The sequence below is a fragment of the Aliirhizobium smilacinae genome (assembly GCF_006335145.1).
Classification (GTDB): domain Bacteria; phylum Pseudomonadota; class Alphaproteobacteria; order Rhizobiales; family Rhizobiaceae; genus Neorhizobium; species Neorhizobium smilacinae.
Genome location: NZ_VDMN01000014.1, coordinates 16,352 through 35,082, shown reverse-complemented (window position 1 = coordinate 35,082; position 18,731 = coordinate 16,352). Strand labels below are relative to the sequence as shown.

The 18,731-nt window shown below is 57.4% G+C and carries 22 protein-coding genes and 1 pseudogene; 16 read left to right on the top strand and 7 right to left on the bottom strand.

All coding sequences use genetic code 11. From position 1 onward, the window contains the following. The 4 genes from FHP24_RS28270 to FHP24_RS28255 form a co-directional block, all read left to right on the top strand. On the top strand, window positions 1-581 hold a 581-nt coding region (locus FHP24_RS28270), incomplete at its 5' end, for an electron transfer flavoprotein subunit alpha/FixB family protein (RefSeq protein WP_139679584.1). A gap of 29 nt (window positions 582-610) precedes the next feature. Continuing rightward, complete coding sequence (locus tag FHP24_RS28265) at window positions 611-1,555, top strand: acetaldehyde dehydrogenase (acetylating) (RefSeq protein ID WP_139679583.1); 945 nt, start codon at window positions 611-613, stop codon at window positions 1,553-1,555. After that, complete coding sequence (gene dmpG / locus FHP24_RS28260; protein ID WP_139679582.1) at window positions 1,552-2,592, top strand: 4-hydroxy-2-oxovalerate aldolase; 1,041 nt, start codon at window positions 1,552-1,554, stop codon at window positions 2,590-2,592. The genes FHP24_RS28265 and dmpG overlap by 4 nt, the downstream gene beginning before the upstream one ends. A 71-nt stretch (window positions 2,593-2,663) precedes the next feature. Then, window positions 2,664-3,401, top strand: a complete 738-nt coding sequence (locus tag FHP24_RS28255) for an HpcH/HpaI aldolase family protein (protein WP_139679581.1) — start codon at window positions 2,664-2,666, stop codon at window positions 3,399-3,401. A gap of 248 nt (window positions 3,402-3,649) precedes the next feature. On the opposite strand, the gene FHP24_RS28250 is transcribed toward FHP24_RS28255, so the two are convergent. Further along, window positions 3,650-5,023 (bottom strand): MFS transporter, encoded by a 1,374-nt coding sequence (locus FHP24_RS28250; RefSeq protein WP_180356163.1) that lies wholly within the window; start codon window positions 5,021-5,023, stop codon window positions 3,650-3,652. A 183-nt stretch (window positions 5,024-5,206) separates the two neighbouring features. Between FHP24_RS28250 and FHP24_RS28245 the strand changes: the two genes are divergently transcribed. The 7 genes from FHP24_RS28245 to FHP24_RS28210 all read left to right on the top strand — a co-directional run bounded on the left by FHP24_RS28245 (window position 5,207) and on the right by FHP24_RS28210 (window position 11,535). Then, entirely contained in the window at window positions 5,207-6,022 is an 816-nt protein-coding gene (locus tag FHP24_RS28245) for an IclR family transcriptional regulator (RefSeq protein WP_139679579.1), read from the top strand. Between the two features lie 263 nt (window positions 6,023-6,285). Next, window positions 6,286-6,975 (top strand): ABC transporter ATP-binding protein, encoded by a 690-nt coding sequence (locus FHP24_RS28240; RefSeq protein WP_342782370.1) that lies wholly within the window; start codon window positions 6,286-6,288, stop codon window positions 6,973-6,975. After that, window positions 6,972-8,840, top strand: coding sequence for an ABC transporter permease subunit (locus tag FHP24_RS28945; RefSeq protein ID WP_210237877.1), 1,869 nt, complete (start codon window positions 6,972-6,974; stop codon window positions 8,838-8,840). The genes FHP24_RS28240 and FHP24_RS28945 overlap by 4 nt, the downstream gene beginning before the upstream one ends. Window positions 8,841-8,912: 72 nt before the next feature. Next, window positions 8,913-9,152, top strand: coding sequence for a hypothetical protein (locus tag FHP24_RS28225; RefSeq protein ID WP_139679577.1), 240 nt, complete (start codon window positions 8,913-8,915; stop codon window positions 9,150-9,152). A 3-nt stretch (window positions 9,153-9,155) separates the two neighbouring features. Further along, on the top strand, window positions 9,156-10,568 hold the full coding sequence (locus tag FHP24_RS28220) for an amidase (protein ID WP_139679576.1): 1,413 nt from the start codon (window positions 9,156-9,158) through the stop codon (window positions 10,566-10,568). A 458-nt stretch (window positions 10,569-11,026) separates the two neighbouring features. Beyond that, on the top strand, window positions 11,027-11,305 hold the full coding sequence (locus FHP24_RS28215) for a type II toxin-antitoxin system RelB/DinJ family antitoxin (RefSeq protein WP_246091979.1): 279 nt from the start codon (window positions 11,027-11,029) through the stop codon (window positions 11,303-11,305). Beyond that, window positions 11,302-11,535: a type II toxin-antitoxin system RelE/ParE family toxin gene (locus FHP24_RS28210; RefSeq protein WP_139679575.1), complete on the top strand. Its 234-nt coding sequence runs from the start codon at window positions 11,302-11,304 to the stop codon at window positions 11,533-11,535. Before FHP24_RS28215 ends, FHP24_RS28210 begins: the two co-directional genes overlap by 4 nt. 115 nt (window positions 11,536-11,650) lie before the next feature. On the opposite strand, the gene FHP24_RS28205 is transcribed toward FHP24_RS28210, so the two are convergent. The 4 genes and pseudogenes from FHP24_RS28205 to FHP24_RS28190 form a co-directional block, all read right to left on the bottom strand. Continuing rightward, a complete protein-coding gene (locus FHP24_RS28205; protein WP_139679574.1) occupies window positions 11,651-11,830 on the bottom strand; it encodes a hypothetical protein in 180 nt (59 codons plus the stop codon). Between the two features lie 438 nt (window positions 11,831-12,268). Beyond that, window positions 12,269-13,147 (bottom strand): annotated as a pseudogene (locus FHP24_RS28200) (L,D-transpeptidase family protein); the annotation flags it as partial. Window positions 13,148-13,336: 189 nt separating this feature from the next. Beyond that, a complete protein-coding gene (locus tag FHP24_RS28195) occupies window positions 13,337-13,615 on the bottom strand; it encodes a hypothetical protein (protein WP_139679573.1) in 279 nt (92 codons plus the stop codon). Beyond that, a complete protein-coding gene (locus FHP24_RS28190) occupies window positions 13,581-13,868 on the bottom strand; it encodes a hypothetical protein (protein ID WP_139679572.1) in 288 nt (95 codons plus the stop codon). Before FHP24_RS28190 ends, FHP24_RS28195 begins: the two co-directional genes overlap by 35 nt. A 222-nt stretch (window positions 13,869-14,090) precedes the next feature. Between FHP24_RS28190 and FHP24_RS28185 the strand changes: the two genes are divergently transcribed. Beyond that, window positions 14,091-14,486, top strand: coding sequence for a DUF1236 domain-containing protein (locus FHP24_RS28185; protein WP_139679571.1), 396 nt, complete (start codon window positions 14,091-14,093; stop codon window positions 14,484-14,486). Window positions 14,487-14,765: 279 nt separating this feature from the next. Here FHP24_RS28185 and FHP24_RS28180 read toward each other — a convergent pair whose 3' ends face one another. After that, window positions 14,766-15,167, bottom strand: coding sequence for a hypothetical protein (locus FHP24_RS28180; protein ID WP_180356162.1), 402 nt, complete (start codon window positions 15,165-15,167; stop codon window positions 14,766-14,768). 153 nt (window positions 15,168-15,320) lie between these two features. Here FHP24_RS28180 and FHP24_RS28175 point away from each other — a divergent pair, with 153 nt between their 5' ends. Both FHP24_RS28175 and FHP24_RS28170 read left to right on the top strand, forming a co-directional pair. After that, entirely contained in the window at window positions 15,321-15,500 is a 180-nt protein-coding gene (locus tag FHP24_RS28175) for a hypothetical protein (protein WP_139679569.1), read from the top strand. A 12-nt stretch (window positions 15,501-15,512) separates the two neighbouring features. Continuing rightward, window positions 15,513-16,148 (top strand): glutathione S-transferase family protein, encoded by a 636-nt coding sequence (locus FHP24_RS28170; RefSeq protein WP_139679568.1) that lies wholly within the window; start codon window positions 15,513-15,515, stop codon window positions 16,146-16,148. Window positions 16,149-16,196: 48 nt separating this feature from the next. Here the strand turns inward: FHP24_RS28170 and FHP24_RS28165 are convergent, their stop codons facing one another. Next, window positions 16,197-16,400, bottom strand: a complete 204-nt coding sequence (locus FHP24_RS28165) for a cold-shock protein (RefSeq protein ID WP_139679567.1) — start codon at window positions 16,398-16,400, stop codon at window positions 16,197-16,199. 728 nt (window positions 16,401-17,128) lie between these two features. Here FHP24_RS28165 and FHP24_RS28160 point away from each other — a divergent pair. Then, window positions 17,129-17,386 (top strand): hypothetical protein, encoded by a 258-nt coding sequence (locus FHP24_RS28160; protein ID WP_139679566.1) that lies wholly within the window; start codon window positions 17,129-17,131, stop codon window positions 17,384-17,386. 35 nt (window positions 17,387-17,421) lie between these two features. Further along, complete coding sequence (locus FHP24_RS28155) at window positions 17,422-18,528, top strand: alpha/beta hydrolase (protein ID WP_139679565.1); 1,107 nt, start codon at window positions 17,422-17,424, stop codon at window positions 18,526-18,528. Window positions 18,529-18,731: the final 203 nt, after the last annotated feature.

Below are 18,731 nucleotides of genomic sequence, written 5' to 3'. Positions count from 1 at the left end.
TCGTCTCGGCCGACACGTTCAAGCGGCCGATCTATGCTGGCAACGCCATCCAAACCGTACAGTCGAGCGATGCCAAAAAGGTCATCACCGTGCGTACGGCATCCTTCGCCGCCGCCGGTGAAGGTGGTTCGGCTTCGATCGATGCCGTTTCGGCTGCCGGCAATCCGGGCATCTCCTCCTTCGTCTCGGATGCGCTCGCCTCGTCCGAACGTCCGGAACTGACCTCGGCCAAGGTGATCATCTCGGGTGGTCGCGCGCTCGGTTCTTCGGAGAAGTTCCAGGAGGTCATCCTGCCGTTGGCAGACAAGCTCGGTGCCGCCGTCGGTGCCTCGCGCGCAGCAGTCGATGCCGGGTATGCCCCGAACGACTGGCAGGTCGGCCAGACCGGCAAGGTGGTCGCCCCCGATCTCTACATCGCGGTCGGCATTTCCGGTGCCATCCAGCACCTCGCCGGCATGAAGGATTCGAAGGTCATCGTCGCCATCAACAAGGACGAGGAAGCGCCGATCTTTCAGGTTGCCGACTACGGTCTCGTCGGCGATCTCTTCGACATCCTGCCGAAGCTCGAAAAGGCGATGTAATGGGCATTCAACAGGGAAGGAGGAGCCAAATGGTGAAGGTGAAATGTGCCATTATCGGTTCGGGCAATATCGGTTCGGACCTGATGATCAAGGTCATGCGCACGTCCCGTCATATCGAAATGGGAGCCATGGTCGGGATCGATCCGGACTCGGATGGGCTGGCCCGTGCACGACGCCTCGGTATTGCGACCACTCATGAGGGAATAGAGGGGCTTCTGAAGCTACCTGATTATGCCGATATTCAGGTTGTCTTCGACGCGACGTCCGCCAAGGCGCATGTGTCCAACAACGAGATACTCAGCCGTGACGGCAAGAAGGTGATCGATCTCACGCCCGCTGCCATCGGACCATTCACCATCCCGGCCATCAATGCTGATGAGAATATCGATCAGCAGAACATCAACATGGTCACATGCGGCGGGCAGGCCACTATTCCGATGGTCCATGCCGTTGCGCGCGTCTCGAAACGAACGATCTACGGCGAGATCGTTGCCTCGATCGCATCAAAATCCGCAGGGCCGGGGACCCGCGCCAATATCGATGAGTTCACTGAAACGACGTCGCGCGCGATCGAGCGTCTCGGTGGCGCAGAGCGAGGGAAAGCTCTCATCATCCTCAATCCGGCTGAGCCACCGCTTATCATGCGCGACACGGTTTTTGTCCTTTCGCAGGGCGGGGAGCCCGATGCGATCGAGGCGTCGATCAACGAAATGGTCAAGACGGTGCAAGCCTATGTGCCGGGTTACCGGTTGAAACAGAAGGTTCAGTTCGAAAGGATTGGAGACAACGCGCCGGTCATCGTTCCCGGCGTCGGCCCGTCCACGGGGCTGAAGACAACGATCTTTTTAGAGGTGGAAGGGGCGGCACATTACCTGCCGGCCTATGCCGGTAACCTCGACATCATGACATCCGCTGCCCTGGTCAGCGCTGACCATTGGGCAGCCAGGTATCTTTCCCGGGAGGCCGCCGAATGACACGCCCCAATCCGAACAAGCTTTATGTGCAGGACGTGACGCTGCGCGACGGCATGCACGCGATACGCCATCAGTATCGCCTCGAGGCGGTGAAGGCGATTGCCGCAGCACTCGATGCCGCCAGGATCGATGCTATTGAGATCACCCATGGCGACGGGCTTGCCGGATCGACCTTCAATTACGGCTTCAGTCGACACGATGACCTCGATCTCATCGGTGCGGTTGCCGATATATGCCAGCACGCGGTCGTCACGGTGCTTCTCATTCCCGGGATCGGAACCGTCCATGATCTCAAGGCGGCCAATCGGGCCGGCGCGCGCTCGGTCAGGATCGCGACCCATTGCACAGAGGCGGATGTCTCTCGCCAGCATATCGAGGCGGCGAGAGAACTCGGCATGGATACGGTCGGCTTCCTGATGATGTCGCATATGGCCGAGCCGGATATCCTGCTCAAGCAGGCGAAGCTCATGGAAAGTTACGGCGCGGAATGCGTCTATGTGACGGATTCCGCTGGTGCCATGCTGCCTCCGCATTATACCGCGCGAGTTACCGCGCTGCGCGACGGTCTCAAACCTCAGACCGAAATCGGCGTTCACACACATCACAATCTGACGCTTGGAGTTGCCAATTCGGTGGCGGGTATCGAGGCCGGCGCCGTGCGTGTCGATGCGTCGCTTGCGGGAATGGGGGCGGGGGCTGGCAATGCTCCGCTCGAAGCGCTGGTTGCTGTACTCGACAGAATGGGTATCGAGACCGGCTGCGACCTGTTCAAGCTGATGGATGCCGCTGACGATCTGGTGCGGCCGCTTCAGGATCGTCCCGTACGGGTCGATCGGGAGAGCCTGTCCGTGGGTTACGCAGGCGTTTATTCCAGCTTTCTTCGGCACGCCGAGAAGGCGTCTGAAATCTACGGCATCGATACGAGGGAAATCCTCATGGAGCTCGGAAAGCGGCGCATGGTCGGTGGACAGGAGGACATGATCACTGATGTCGCACTGGATCTGGAGACAGCTGCTGCACGCTCCGGCACCCGATAATCGCACAGTACGGACCGCGGTCCCAAACAAGACAGGGAGGGGATAGTTTGCACCTTTCGTTGAAGGAACGCTTGAAACAGGATGATCCGATCATCTGCACATTCTCGATCATGCGGTCGCCCGAGGCGATCGAGATCATCGCGCTTGCCGGGTTCAACGCCGTTATCCTTGATCTTGAGCACGGCCCGTACAGCATCGACAGTCTGGGGTCGCTGATCCTAGCCGCCCGTGCCAGAGGAATCTATGCGATTGTTCGCGTCCTGAAGAATGATCCGGTCATGATCGGCGCCGTTCTGGATGCAGGCGCCGACGGCGTTCTGGTTCCGCAGGTCTCGACGAAAAGCGAGGCACAGGTTGCTGTCGATGCAGCCCGTTTTGCGCCTGACGGGATGCGGGGCGCGAATTCCTGGGTCCGCGCCGCCGATTTCGGCGGGTCGAGCGATTGGTTTGCCAAGGCCAACCGCGAAGTCGCCGTCATTGTCATGATCGAGGGGAAGGCCGGCGTCGAAAACGTGATGGAGATCGTCAGCACTCCGTCGCTCGACGGCGTGTTCTTGGGCCCCGTTGATCTCTCGCATTCTCTTGGTGTGCCGGGGCAGGTGGACCATGATCTGGTCTTGGAAAAGATGCGTCACGTGTTGTCCGTCGCCAAACTTCATTCCTTAGCAACAGCAGTCTTCTCACCGACGCCTGAAGCCTCCAAGCGATGGATCGATATGGGAGCCAGGATTGTCGCGTGCGGGGTGGATACAGGCCATCTTCTGCAAGCGATGAAAAGCGCCGTGTCGACGTCTAGGAAGGGAATTTAGTTTTTGAATACGTTTGTAGATTTCAATCTCGACTAGGGTCGATAACGTGTGCAACTGAAGTTCTGATCTCTTCAAGACCGTAGCTAATTTTCGGGGATAGGGGGTCTGCGGTGCCTCTTGATGGCCGCTGCCGCTTGCCCTCGCAAATACCCTCGCGTGGCCTCTCCCGAAACCGTGTCGAGACGGGAATCTGATGTCGCCTAACGCTGCTCATCCGACCAGTATTCGTATGGCAGTTGCCGACGTTCCTAGTCATCGGTGTGTGGCAATTCCGAGCGTGACCTATCCGCAGGTCCGGAGCGTGCCTGACTAAGTCTTAAAAAACCGAATGTTGCCAACAATGGCAGCAAGGCCGCAATGACAAACACTGTCCTGAAATGCCATGGCGCGAGTGAGCCACCACCGAGGATGCCAAGCACTGCTGCGCACCAGCTGACTGCCATTCCCATGGATAATTGCTGGATGATGCCTCCAAGACTGGAAGCCGCACCGAGACGTTCCGGCGTGACGTCAATGTAGCTGATGATGTTGAGCGTATTGTACTGAATCGTCTGCGTAGCGCCGATGGTGATAATATGGATGGCCAAAAGCCAGAGCGGAACCTCACTTCCATAAAGCGCAAGTGCGCCGATCAGCAGAGAGCCCAAAACGGCGCTGCCAGCCAGGGTTGTTCGAAAGCCAAGGTTGCGCACGAGCCAGCCATTAAAGGGTTTGGCTGCCAGCGAGCCGACAATCGCCATCGCAACGATGGTGCCCGAGATACCCGGTCCATAACCCAATACGAAATGGAGGTATAAAGGCAGGAGAAAGGGCGTGGCGTTGAAACCCATGCGGCTCAGCCCGCCGACGATACTACCTGCCCGGAAACTCTGGCTTCGTAGAAGGCCAATGTCCAGCAAGGCTGCAGTGTGCCTTTTGCTCGCGTGAAGCCAGTAGCCCAGGATCAGCGTGAGTGCCAAACCCGCCGGGAGCGCAGCCATGCTTCGCCAAACGCCCGGAGACTTTAGCATTTCTATTGCAAACTGCAGCAGCACTATGCCCGGTGAAAGGAGCAGGAAGCCACGCAGATCGAAGCGTGTTCTGGATGTCGGAATGTCGGTCGGCACGATCATGACCGTGGCCAGCAGGCCACACAGTACGACAGGTACGTTTACGAGGAAAAGCCACCGCCAGTCGGCATGCGAGCTGATCAGGCCACCAATCAACGGGCCGAGCAGCGGGCCGAAGAGCACCGGCGCAGTCATCAGTCCCATTGCTGCAATCAACTCGTGACGCCCGAAACTGCGCAGCATGATCAGCCGGCCGACCGGCGTCATCATTGCGCCACCCATGCCCTGAACGATCCTGAATGCAATCAGCATTTCGAAATTGGATGATAAAGAGCAGCCGATCGATCCGCCGACATAGATGGACAGTGCAGCCAGGAAAATGCGCCGCACGCCGAATCGATTTGATAACCAGCCGCTTGCCGGCATGAACAGGACGACGCTCGTGACGTAAGCGGTGACGAGCAAAGAAAGCCGGAGGGGCTCAACTCCAAGATCCGCTGCGATCACCGGCACAGATATGATGAGGGCAGCCGTATCGAATTGCTCGATGAAGAAGGCCAGCGCGACAATCATGGGAATAATCCACCGTCGCGAAGTCTGCTTTGCCGCATTGTCGAGCGATATGGTCATTTATTCGCCTAAAAAATACGCAACCAAACAAATGGCTGACATTTGTGCAAAAAGTCGATTGACGAGATAAAATATTTCATTGAATAATACAAACATAGAATTTCATCTCATTCAGTGAGACATCAGTTGGAAAATTCAGACAGCGGCTCCCGGACACTCGGACGCGCCCTTCGTGTGCTGCAGATTGTTGCAGCCAGTGCACCGGAGCCGAAAAAACTTGCCGAGGTTACCCAATGCCTCGATTTGCCGCGCGCAACAGTATATCGGCTGCTCAACGCCCTCGTAGCGGAAGGGCTGGTCGAGGCCACTGATGCAGGATACGTGATAGGCCCGACATGCTGGTCGCTCGGGCTGGCGGCGGAGCGTCGTTTCGATATCGTCGATATCGTCCGCCCTTCGTTGCAGCGTATCGCCGACGAGACTCACGATGTCGGGCTCTTCTCGGTCCGGTTTGGCGCACACACACGCTGCATCGCACGCATTGAGGGTGACTATCCGGTGCTGCCGACTTCTGTAAGGCAGGGATCGGTGCGCCCACTGGGCATCGGAGCGCATTCGCTCGCGCAGCTTGCCGCTCTCGATGACGACGAGATCGCTTCGATCCTCGCGCAAACCTCCATCGAACGCGCTGCCTCCTTTTCCAGCAACACCGACGAATATCTTCTCGCCAAGGTGGCTGAAACGCGAGGGCAGGGCTTTGCCATCGCCGAGGGCGACATCGTCGCCGGATGGGGCGGGTTGGCCCTGAGCGTTCGAGATCGATGGAACAAGGTTATTGGCGCCGTCAGCTTCGTTGCCGTGTCCGAGCGGCTTCCCCCTTCGCGGCGCGCAGCACTGCTGCAGCTTCTAGACGAAGAACGGCTCAAGATCGAAGCCGCCCTCGGCCGGTCCCAGCGGGAAGCTCAGGTCTTTGTCGATGTCGGCGAACGCAAAATTGCCTGACGCGGTGCAGGTCGCAACTTTACCCGGCGCTCGGCGCCTCACGCACAACATGCCGAGCCGACAGCATTTCAACGCCATTTCCCTGCCTCCGGGCGAAGGCGCAGAACAAGGATGAACGATATGATGGTTTCACAACAGATAGATTTAGCGCCGCCGCCATCGGCGTCAGCGTCACCCCGCGAGGCAATCGTTTCCTTTGAAGGGGTGGAGAAGGCTTTCAATTCGGCCAATGGCTCCGTGACGGCCGAGATCTCAACCTATCGATCTTTCGCGGCGAAATCCTAACGGTCGTCGGCCCATCAGGATGCGGAAAGTCCACCATTCTCAACATGACCGCTGGGCTCTTCGCTCCGACGGCCGGTACTGTTCGTTATGACGGCGAGAAGGTTCAGGGTCCGAACCGCAAGACCGGTTACATGACGCAGAAGGACCATCTCCTGCCCTGGCGTACAGTCGCCGAGAACATTGCCGTGCCGCTCGAAATTCGCGGCTGGGACCGGAAAAAGCGGGCCGACCGTATTGCCGAGCTTACGCAGCTCGTCGGTCTGTCCGGTTTCGAGAAGTCCTATCCGTCACAGCTTTCCGGCGGGATGCGCAAGCGCACCGCACTGGCCCGGCTTCTTGCATACGATCCCGAGACGCTGCTGCTCGATGAACCATTCGCCGCGCTTGACCCGCAGCTGCGCGCCAAGATGCAGTCCGAACTGGTGCGCCTGTGCCGCACGATGAAGAAAACCGTCATCTTCGTTACGCACGACCTGGATGAGGCTGTGGCGCTCGGCGACCGTTGCGCCGTCTTTACCCCGCGTCCGGGCACGATCCGCGAGATTGTCGATGTACCGCTCCCCGGTGACCGAAACATCCTGCGTCTGCGCAACAACGAAGTCTTCACGAAACTCGCCGCCCGTCTGTGGGACATCATCGTCCCGGAAGAAGAAGGAGAAATCCGGTGAACCATCAAGTTCGACTTTTCGGGCTTCGCCTGCTCATCGTCCTGGTCACCTGCGTCCTATGGGAAGCAAGCTCCGGAACGCTTTTCAATCCCTTCTTCATCTCCAGCCCCTCCGAGGTCTGGAGCAATTTCTGGGGCTGGCTGTCCAGCGGCGCCTTGCTGATGCATGCCGGCATTACCGCCACCGAAGCGTTTACCGGCTTCCTCATCGGCTCTCTCATAGGCATCGTTGTCGGCATCTCTCTTGCACGCGCGCCGCTTCTGGCTGAAGTCCTCGATCCCTTCATCATGGCCTTTTACTCCTTGCCGAAAGTCGCGCTCGCACCCCTGTTCATACTCTGGTTCGGGATCGGCATGGAGATGAAGCTCATCCTGGTGGCGACGACCGTGTTTTTCCTGGTCTTCATCAATACGTTCACGGGTGTGCGTCAGGTCGAGAAGGAATTGATCTCGATCCTCAGCCTGATGGGTGCAGGGGAGAGGCATATCTTGACGAAAGTCGTCATTCCCTCAGCAATCAACTGGGTTTTTGCCGGCCTGCGAATTTCTGTTCCTTATGCCCTGATCGGTGCGATCGTTGGCGAAATGATGGCTTCGAACCGTGGCCTTGGTTATCTGCTGGCCGATTCCGCCGGGCAGTTCAACAGGTGGTGTTTTCGCCGCGCTCGTCGCCATTGTCATTCTGGCGTTCATTTTGAACTATGTCGTCAACGTCGTCGAGCGGCTGGCCATGCCCTGGCAGTCGAGCAACGATTTGCGGGAGGTGGCCGTCTAAGCGAGGGCCAGTCGATCAAGAACGATGGGCAAAGCCCACGCATATCCAACAATAAATCTCCAGAAACGGAACAGCCCATGAAACGCAGAACATTTCTTGCCGGAACGACCGGCCTTCTTGCCGCAACCGCGCTTCCTCTTCCTTCCTTCGCCCAGTCCCTGACCAAGGTAAAGATTGTCCAGTCCACCTACGGCTTTCTGTTCGTGCCCGCCATGGTCGCGCAGGAAATGGGGATCTTCGCCGCCAACGGGCTCGAAGCTGAATTCACCGTCAATCTCGGCGGCACCGAGGCTCTTGCTGCGGCACTTTCAGGCAATGTAGACATTGCTGTGGAAGCGTCATCAAGCGCTATGCGGTCGCGCGAACGCGGCACCAATGCCAAGATTTTTGGTTGCTCCTGCACACGCTACGCATCCAACGTCGTTCTCTCAAAAGCCCTGGCCGAAAAGAAGGGCATCACCGAAGCCAGCACGGTCGAGCAGAAGATCGAAGCCCTACGTGGTGCGCGGATTGCCGTTATCGGCCTGGGTAGCGGTACTCACCAGCTTCTTCTGTATTTGCTCGAGCGCGGCGGCCTGAAGCCCGATCAGGATCTGGAAATTCTCGGCATTCAGCAGATCAGTGGCGTTCTTGCGTCCTTCCAGCAGGGCAGAATCGACGGATTTGTCGCCTCCAGCCCCAACAGCGATATCGCTGTGAAGGACTACAAGGGCATGATGTTGTTCAACATGTCGGAAGGTGCCATCCCCGAGCTGAACGACTATCCTTATATCAGCTATATCACGCGTGAGACTTGGCTGAAGAACAATCCCGAGACTGCCGCCAAGTTCACAAAGTCGATCGACGAAGCGCTTGTTGCCATCCATGATCCGCAACAGGCTGACAAGATCCGTGACGCCATTCACGCCAAATATCACGACAAGACCGACAAGGCGCTTTTTGATGGCGTCTGGTCTTCAATGTCCCAGGCATGGCCGCAGAATAGCAAGGTGACGCGCGAAATGGGCCAGAAGGCGCTGGGCTTCCTCAATAAGGTCAGCACCGAGCCCTATCCGGAAAGCCTCCTGGATACGGCCTTCCAATACGCTTGACTGCAGCTGCCGGCGGTTACGCCGCCGGCAGGCAATCCCTTGTGAAACGAACCTGACACGGATTTTCCAAAAATGCCGTCCGAAACCATCAGCCGCGAAGAATTCTCCGTCCTCGTCGACAGGGCAGGGCTCAAGCTTGACGAAGCACAATTTGAAGCGATGCGTGGATCCTATGTTCATATCCGCGCCTTGACGGATCTCCTGCGCGTGCCGCGCAGCCGCAAGACAGAAGGTGCGCATGTCTTCCATGCACCGATGCCGTCAGCGGACAAACAATCCGCATCGGCCGACACCTCCATATCGAAAGAATAGTGCATGTCTGAAATCTGGAAACTCGGGTTGGCCGAAACTGCCCGGCTCATCGAAACGCGTGAGATTTCGCCAGTCGAGGTTGTCGATCACTATCTGGATCGCGCCAACGCACTTAATCCGGCGGTGAACTGCTACGTGCGTATCGAAGACGATAGCGCGCGTGCCAGTGCGAAGGTTGCTGAGGCCGAGATTATGGCCGGGCGCTACAAGGGGGCTATGCACGGTATCCCTTATGCGCTGAAGGACATTATCGATGTGGCAGGCCTGCCGACCACCAACGGTTCGCGTTTGACGCTCAATGATATCGCCACGGAAGATTCCGCCGTCGTCGAGCGTCTGAGCGCAGCGGGTTCAATCCTACTTGGCAAGGCCGAAACACAGGAATTTGCCATAGGCGGGCCGGATTTCAGCCTGCCCCACGGACCGGCACGAAACCCCTGGGATCTCGACCGGTTTACCGGAGGTTCGTCGAGCGGTTCCGGTTCGGCCGTAGCTGCCGCAACTGTTCCGCTCGCAATCGGGACAGATACAGGCGGTTCGGTGCGCACGCCATCGGCCTATTGCGGGCTTGTGGGGATGAAGCCGACCTATGGCCGTATCAGCCGTCGCGGGATTACACAGCAGGCCTATTCGCTGGAGACAGCAGGCCCGATGACATGGACGGTCAAGGACAATGCCATCGCACTCGAGGCTCTTGCCGGATATGATCGGCTCGATCCGGCCTCGGCCGATATCGCCCCGCAAGCGTGGTCAATGGCGGTCGACATGGGCGTAAAGGCCATGAAGATCGGCCTGGTTCGCAATTTCCATGAGCAAGAGCCCGATGGGTTTTCCGACGAGATCGTCTCGGCTTTCGAGCTGGCAGCTAAAGTCTTGAAGGATGCCGGAGCCGAAATTGTCGAGGTCGAACTTTCCCCATTAAGGCATTATTTCGCGGCGCAGCGGGTCATCATGTATGGCGAGGCGGCCGCGTTCCATGAAGATGATTTCAGAAGCAACCTACACCTCTATGGCCCCTACGCAATAGAACGCTTCCTGCCGGGGTTCCTTCTGACGGCCGCCGACTATGTGCAGGCGAGCCGCAGAAGGGGAGAACTCATCCGTGAACTCAAAGAAGCAATGTGCGAGGTTGATCTTCTTCTCGTGGTTGGTGCAGTTGGTGCAGCGCCGCTTATCAAAGGAATCGAACCGGGTTCGCTGTTAAACGGGACCTTGTCGGCCAATGCGCCATTCAATCTTACAGGTTCCCCTGCTATGATCGTTCCAACTGGCCTTAACCCTTCAGGCCTTCCGCTTGCTGTACAGATCGTCGGTCGGCACTTCGACGAGTTCAGTGTCTATCAAGCGGCCCAGGTTATTGAGACCGCGGTTGGCTGCAGAAACATGTATCCCGAGATCACAGCTGGAAAGTGCTGAATTTTCCTAACGACCGAACAACCAAGCAGTGTCCATCGGAGATCCGGAACTGCGATCTAAGAAAACGTGCGAAGCTCAGCTGCCAACTTGGTGCAGCAGGGCCTCGTATCGAATGCGTTCCCCTCGCAAGTGCTGTCTTATTCCTCCAAAGGCCTGCCACTCTTTCGTGCGGGCGTTACCTATAGAGAGCGAAAATCATTATGCCGTGTGTATTTCCTTGCCGACATCACTTTGCCGAAGGCGTTGTTTCAGAGCCGGTGGCAAACGCGAGGCTTTCAAAACATCAATAACTTGACGATTTTGGCAGAACGACGGTTCGAACAACATCAAAAGCATAAGAGAGCCGTGAGCCGGGAATGACGACGTGAAACTTTATCTGGAAAACGTCATTCAATTGCATTACATTCTCGGTGAATACGGAGATAGCCATGGCCGCAAACGCTCTTGTATAAACACGTATTGATTCCGAAGTCCGGGATCGTGCTTCTGCCGTGCTTGAAAGCATGGGCCTCACGGTATCTGATGCGGTTCGTATCATGCTCACCCGGACTGCTAACGAGGGCGCTCTGCCTCTTGAACTTCTATCCGGCAGTGAGGCGCATGACGCCTGGTTTCGGACCAAGGTGCTCGAAGCGTTAAACGATACTCGACCGGATTTATCGGACGACGAGGCCGAGGCGCACTTCGCCAAACGTCGAGCGGCGGCCCGCCTTAAAGCTGGTGTGCTAGAATCGTGAAACTTACTTGGTCTGCATTTGCGTTGTCGGATCGTGACGCCATCTTCACATACATCGAGGCAGAAAATCCCGCAGCAGCCGTCCTGATCGATGAACGGATAGCTGCTGCTGCCCGTCGCTTGCTCGATTTTCCTGACAGTGGGCGCGCGGGTCGAATTGCCGGGACGCGCGAACTCGTCATCAATGGCACGCCCTATGTTGCCGCCTACGCCACCGAGGCGACAGTTTGAATTCTTCGCGTACTTCATGGCGCGCAGGAATGGCCAGAAAATCTGCCGCTAAGCTGATGACTGCGTTCGCGCGGGGTGGGACGGATCGGTTCCCATCAAAACCCTAGCTGTAAATCTACAGATCGCTGTCCTCGGAGCTCTTACGAACAACCTTCGCCTTTCGGCCGATGGCCTGGTTCTCGGAAGACCGAGATCTCCGGCCTTTGCCGCGGCTGGCCAGCTTATCCCGCTTCTTTTCAGCGGCTTGGTTCAGCGCCTGTTGTACCCGGTCAGTTTGTAGCTGATCATCGATCATTTATTGCTCCGGATATATTATCGGATTCAACCGCATAATTGGGTCGTGGTCGTGCATTGAGTAACGTGGAATCATTCTAAAAAGCAACAGTTGTCGCTGCGCGGCCGCTAGGGTGCTGATAACCTTCAAGCGATCGGCTTTGGAAACGTGGCAGCAAGCTTGTTTTTCCGACACGCTTTTCACCCCGTCCTTATCTGGAAACTACCGTCCAATCCCGGCGATGGATTCGTCAGGTTACTCGAGGAGCGACGTTGCCGCTCGAGCCGTTTCTGCCTTGAAACTATTCCCAGCGTCGTTGCTTCGCAGGAGGCCCGTCATGGCTTTCTACATCGAAGTCTGCACTCAGAATGGCTTCGGACAACTGAGGTGTGCAATACTTTTCGTTGTCCGATAATTCGCGATTTACCGCGGGGGTTCCTTCTGGGCGATACCTGAGCATCATTCCTGCGGCACAATATCGACCATGACGCCAGGCTTCACCATGGCGGCCAGCTCTTCCACATCCCAATTCGCGAGGCGGATGCAACCATGTGATCGGGCGTTGTCGATCTTGTTGGGCTCCGGCGTACCATGAATGCCATAAGTCGGCTCGGAAAGGTCGATCCAGACGGTGCCGACCGGATTGTTCGGTCCGCTTGGCAGGCTGAGGATTTTCTTGTTCTGCCCCTGCTGGAAATTGACCTTCGGGTTGTAGGTATACTTCGACATCCGTGAGACGCCGTTGACCTTGTGGCTGCCCGAGGGCGATGGGTTGTCAACGCTGCCGATCGTCGCCGGGTAAACAGCGATAATCTTGTCAGCCTCGTCATAGGCGAAGACTTGTCCTGATCTGACATGGGCTTCGATACGCTTCACCTTACCTTCGCGGGGAAGATCTGGCGCCGAGACGAAAATGGTATCACCTGCAACAAACTGAGACCCTGGATTGAGTGTCTTCAACAGATCAACATCCATGTGGAAGCGTTCCGACAGCTTTTCGGCCACACTGGTAAAACCAAGATGTTCCATGGAGGCCTGCTCGGTGTAATCTGCAGGAATGGATTTCAAAATGTCCTTGCCGTCGTCTGCGGTGATCTCATAGCTCCCGACGAGAGGCTGGCCATGCTCAATGCGGGCAACGACTTCGGGATAGAGCTGACCTTCGACCAGTAGACCGCTCATCGCCTCGACGCCTGCGATCGCCTTGCTGACATTATCGCCATAGAAGCCGTCAATCACCCCTGGTGAAGACCCGGCCCGGTCGAGCAGTACCTGAAGCCGAATGATCGCGGGATCGGGATCCGTGGGGGCTTGAGCCGGGCGCTCGGCAGATATCGCCTACAAAGTAGCCAAATTGATCATGTCGGCAGTGATATCCTGCCGCAAGCTACTGTGCTGCTGAGGGCAAAGGCGAGGGCGGCGAGACTGTGCTTTTTCATGGACGCTGAACCCGCCAGACCTCGACTTGTTCCGGCGGGCATCGGCTTTGCTTCTACCTTGTTGGGACAGTCTTGTCTTCCAACTGGATCAGTGATCTTGCAGCTCGGACTTTCCGCGATCCGCCACATATTGGATTGGTTCAACCAGTTCCGGGTCCATGACCGGCTTTCTCATCACACGCAGCGCATCTTGAAAGCCGCGATACAGCGCGCCGGGATCGTTGGTCATGAACAGTACGGCGACATCGTCCTCGGCAAGCGGTTGATGCGCCTCTTTCAGGACGGCACCCGTCACGAGCACGAGTTGATTGCCGCGCTGAAAAATGGTTTCGCTAGCCTTCTCCAGGCTCGCCCGGTGAACGCTCACGGACGAATTTCCAGGCCTTTCCCTCAATATCGGCCTGAAGCACCTTGTCGGGCATCTGCCCAAGGGCAGCAGACAGCGCGGTGAGCCCGCCGGGGCTCGTTAGGAAATCAACGAATTTTTTTCGTTTTTCTTGGGCCGCATCAAGGCAAAATCCATGCAGGACGCCAAGCTCGACGCTAGGCCGAGGCGTGATATCGCGCAGGCTGTCGACGACCTCCTCTACGAAGTCGATGAAGGACGGGGGTGCTGTCATTCAATGCCTCAACTTCCAGGAATAAGAGTATTGCAGAATGGAGCTCTAATGCTCCGAGCCTCATCCGGTTCCCCGTGTTTCCCGCCACATATGACCGTGCGGATCGGGGTCGACACCACAACCTCCCGCTCATGGGAAACGCAGCTCCCATTTGAGCGGTACCGGAACTGACTTGTCGGAGCCGCGTTGTTGAGCGCGCTTTAAGCGCCAAGGGAGAGATTTATGTCAGTTAAACGTCTTGTGCTCGTTGTGGCGGCCGTTCTTGCCGCAGGTACGGCTTTCGCTCAGAACTCGACCGTAACCGGTGCTGCCGGCGGTGCGGTGACTGGTGCTGTGGTTGGCGGACCAATCGGAGCTGCCGTTGGCGGCGTCGTCGGCGCTATTGCTGGCACCGCAATGGATCCTCCGCCGGAGCGCGTCGTTACCTACGTCCGCCAGGCCCCGGCGCCGGTCGAACGCGTGGTCGTGCAGGAAAGAGTTGTTGTCGGCGAACCTCTCCCACAGACAGTTGTCGTGCAGCAGATTCCGGAGGATCCGAAATATGGCTACGCTGTTGTGAACCAACAGCGCGTCATCGTCGAACCTTCGTCCCGCCGGGTCGTGCAGGTTATCGAGTGATTTGACAGGATGGCGGGCTTTGGCCCGGCCGCTGCCTGGCTTTGGGCAGAAACCATCGCTGAAGACCGCTCAACAGGTGCATCTTGCGACGACGTGTCGCTTTCCAGCTTCTGACCACCGATGTGCTGGCAGGGGTGATTAAGCGATAATCAGGATGGTCGGTGCGGTCTCGCCCCGGCCTTGTTTCCCTGACCATCTGTCTAAGTTGAACGGGTTGCCGCCTAGTTAGCTCGAAGGTTCGATGCCCCTCAAGGTGAAATGCGTTCGGACCAAGCGCAATCACACCATTTCGGATAGCTTGGCTTCAAGGCGAAACCGAACGCCTTCTGCATGAAACTCCAAGTTCGCGGCACCCTGGAAATAAGACGCAACGATCTTCTTGATCAGTTTCGACCTAAAACCCGTGCCAGAGGGCGTAGCAACCGCCGGTCCACCACTCTCTATCCATTCGAGAATGAACGCGACCTCCGGCGATACGGTCCATTCGATGCCGACATTCCCGCTGTCGCCTGACAAGGCACGATATTTTGCAGCGCTTGTCGCAAGCTCGTGAAGCGCGAAAGACAGACCCAAAGCCAGGGATGCAGCCAGGAGGCGCGACGGTCCGCCCATTATAATGCGGCCGAGACCTCCGTCGTGCGGTGCCAACGCACTGGCAATCACGTCGACGAAATCGGCCACGGAGCCGTCTGCGGCTGTCAGGATATCCTGCGCGCTTGCCAGTGCTGCAACCACAGTCTGGAAGCGCGACGCGGATGGGAACGTTGAGTCCTATGCCCCGTTACTCCCGCTCATTGGTCGCTGGTTATGGCGGCGTAGCTGTGGAGGCATCAGATGACAGACAAGAATGGTGAGACAAGCCACGACCTGCCGAAAACTCGGTCAGCCGATCACTCCGGCGGTGTCGCCGGGTCTGCGAAGCAGGCGAAAGAAGATAAAGTCTCGACGGCGCCTCGGGATGAAGGGATTCGTCCAGAGGACCTCGATACGGAAAACGACCAGGGCGCTTCGTGAGAGTAACATAAGATGCTGATTGTCCACCACCTCAACAACAGCCGCTCGCAGCGTGTCCTCTGGATGCTGGAGGAACTCGGGCTCGTCTACGAGATCCGTTTTTACAAACGCCGGCCGGACATGAGCGCTCCAGACGAGCTGAGGCGAATCCATCCTCTCGGCAAATCACCGATTGTCGAACATCTCGCCCCCAAGGGCCGTCGCGTCGTTCTCGTTGAGACCGGCGCAATCTGCGAGTATATCGTCGACCTATGTGGAGGCAGGCTAGGCCCTGCTCGTAAGGATGATCTGCTTCGGTACCGGCAATTTCTGCACTACGCTGAGGGTTCGGTGATGCCCGTCCTTTTTTCCCTGCTGGTAGCGTCGAAGGTTCCGCTCCTTGGAAAACTGGCGGCCAGAAGGGTTCGCCCGATGCTCGACGTTCACTTGGACTATATCGAGACCGAGCTTATATCGAGAAAGTGGTTTGCGGGCGAGAAATTCTCGGCAGCCGATGTCATGATGAGCTTCCCGCTCGAAGCCGCACGGTCGAGGGCAGGACTTGACTTGACCCGCCCTGCGACGATCGCCTGGCTCGATCGAATTCATGCCCGGCCAGCCTATCGAAGAGCGTTGGAAAAGGGCGGGACTTATCGTTTTGCCAACTGACGGGAGAAAACGGCGGAGTTGAAGGCCGCCGTTGTGCGTTGCCGATCGTCAAAGAACCGATACGTTCTCGGCCTTCGATTTTCCGGTCTTACGATCCTGGCCCACCTCAAACGTCACCTTGTCGCCTTCGCGAATGGACCCACCGAGCTGCAGGGCAGAGACGTGAACAAACACATCCTGGCCGCCGTTTTCTGACGTAATGAATCCAAATCCCTTGTCGTCATTGAAGAATTTCACTGTGCCTATTGGCATATCGTGTCCTTGTTTTGGTGCAATTCGGTTTGTCGAGGGCACGCTATAGAGCGAGAGACGTTGGATCAACTCTGAATGCAGGTGCCCGAAACCGGCCGGGGCGAGAAGAGCTTCTTACCCGACGGCTTCACCGCGACTTTTAAAGCTCCCATGTCCGTTGTCCGGGATATGAGTTCCTAACCATCTATAAGGCATATGGCCGTCTCTGCATTGTCTCTGTGCCTGAAGGCTTCATGCTGCGGGACTGGGGAGCCGAAAAGCATATCGCGTGTGCTATTCATCAAATGGAACTTAAACAGCGGCATGCGGTCTAGGTGGCGAGCACTCTGACAATTCCTGTCAAACCTCATCTCACTGAAAAACAGCTGTTTCGCTGCTGGATAGCCGCGTCCAGACATTGAATCTATTCGGAGCACTGATATGGACAGCCGTACAATTCTGACCGGCCTCGTGGCTGTTGGCGCAGCCCCCATTATTCTTTCGCAGACGCGTCCGGTGTTGGCTGAAACCCCCATGGCGGCAACGCCGATCGCGTCGTTTGCAGATGTCAAAACCGCCGCGCAGTTCTATTCGACCGTCATCGGGCGCGCCGAAATCTCGCTCGCCACCTCGCAGGTCGCTTCGGAAAAAGCCACCCAGAAGAACGCGCTTGAGTTCGCCGGTTTCGAACTGGGTGAAGCCATTACCGTCAACATGGTTCTAAAGGACACAGGCGCTAGGACCCCGGCATGGATGCGGACGCGCATGGCATGGTCGAAAAGGTGGTGTGTGCAGGAAAGGGCAAGGCTTTCGACAAAGCCTATATCGGCCTTCAGCTCGAAAATCACGAGTACCTGCGCGATCTCGCCGACGCCTTTGTTCACAATTCGACGGGCGTGACAGACCCTGCCGAGGTTCAGGGCCGCCATCTGAGCATGCTGATGCTGGCGGTGTTCAAGGAACATGTCGCGATCTGCAAACGCATCACCAAAGAACTCGACGCTTAACGCGCCCGCACCCAAAAGCTTTGAAAGATTTTCACATGAAGAACTCCGTTCGTATATCCATCCTTGCCGCTCACCTGATCGCCAGCACCGCGCTTTTCGCAGCGCCAGCTGCATTTGCGCAGGAACAGCCGAAGCCCAATCCTCTGGCGGAAACTCCGGACAGCGGCACGATGAAGCGCGCCGATAAGGAGGACATGTTGCTCGTCCTCAAGAAAATGCAGGAACTTGGCGCAAAGCCGATCGAGTCGCGCACCGTCGAGGAAGCCCGCAAACAGCCATCGCCGGCGGATGCGGTCAAGGCTGTCCTCAAGGACGAGGGCAAAATGGTCCCCATGCCAGCCGTCAATAAGCAGGACATGACCTATCCAATCGAAGGCGGCACGCAGCCGTTCCGTATTTATACGCCCGAGAATGCCGGTTCCGGACCGCTGCCGGTCATCGTCTACTACCATGGCGGCGGATGGGTGATTGCCAATATTGATACCTACGGATCCTCGGCACTCGCTTGGGCATCGAAGGCAAAGGCAATCGTCGTTAGCGTCGAATATCGTCATGCGCCGGAAGCCAAGTTCCCGGCAGCCCATGAAGATTCCTTTGCAGCGTACAAATGGGCCCTGGAAAAGGCAGCAAGTTTTGGCGGTGACCCAGCCCGTGTCGCCGTGGCCGGCGAAAGCGCCGGCGGCAATCTGGCAGCCAACGTCGCGATCATGGCGCGTGATCAGAAGGTTCAGATGCCGGTGCACATGCTGCTCGTCTACCCGGTAGCCGGGACCGACATGAACACGCCGTCCTACATCGCCAATCAAAATGCCATGCCCCTGTCCAAGGGCGCTATGGGCTGGTTCGTCGGCAAGGTGCTCGCCAAGCCAGAAGATGCCATGAACCCGATGCTCAATCTGACGACCAAGGCCGATCTCAAGGGCCTTCCGCCGGCAACGATCATTACCGCAGAGATCGATCCGCTGATGTCTGATGGTGTGATGCTGGCGGAAAAGCTGAAGGCAGCGGGTGTCGCTACCACCTACATGAATAATGAAGGCGTGACGCACGAGTTCTTTGGGATGGATGCTTTTCTGGATGACGCGCGGCGTGCCCAGGACTTTGCCGTCAACGACCTGGCCAAAGCATTCGAAAAGAAGTGATGCTTGGACACCGGCGCTTGCTCCCGGTCAATTATGCGCTGAAAGTTTTCATCACGCCGACAGGTGGCGCAAATCGAGTTCCCGCTTGCACGCGACGGTCCGGCCGGCGGCCGTGGTTCTTGAACCTCCGCTTGGCCTTCGAGGTAGATGGCATGGATATTCAGCGCGATGTGTACTCGGAGAACTGCAGGTCGCCCGTTCGT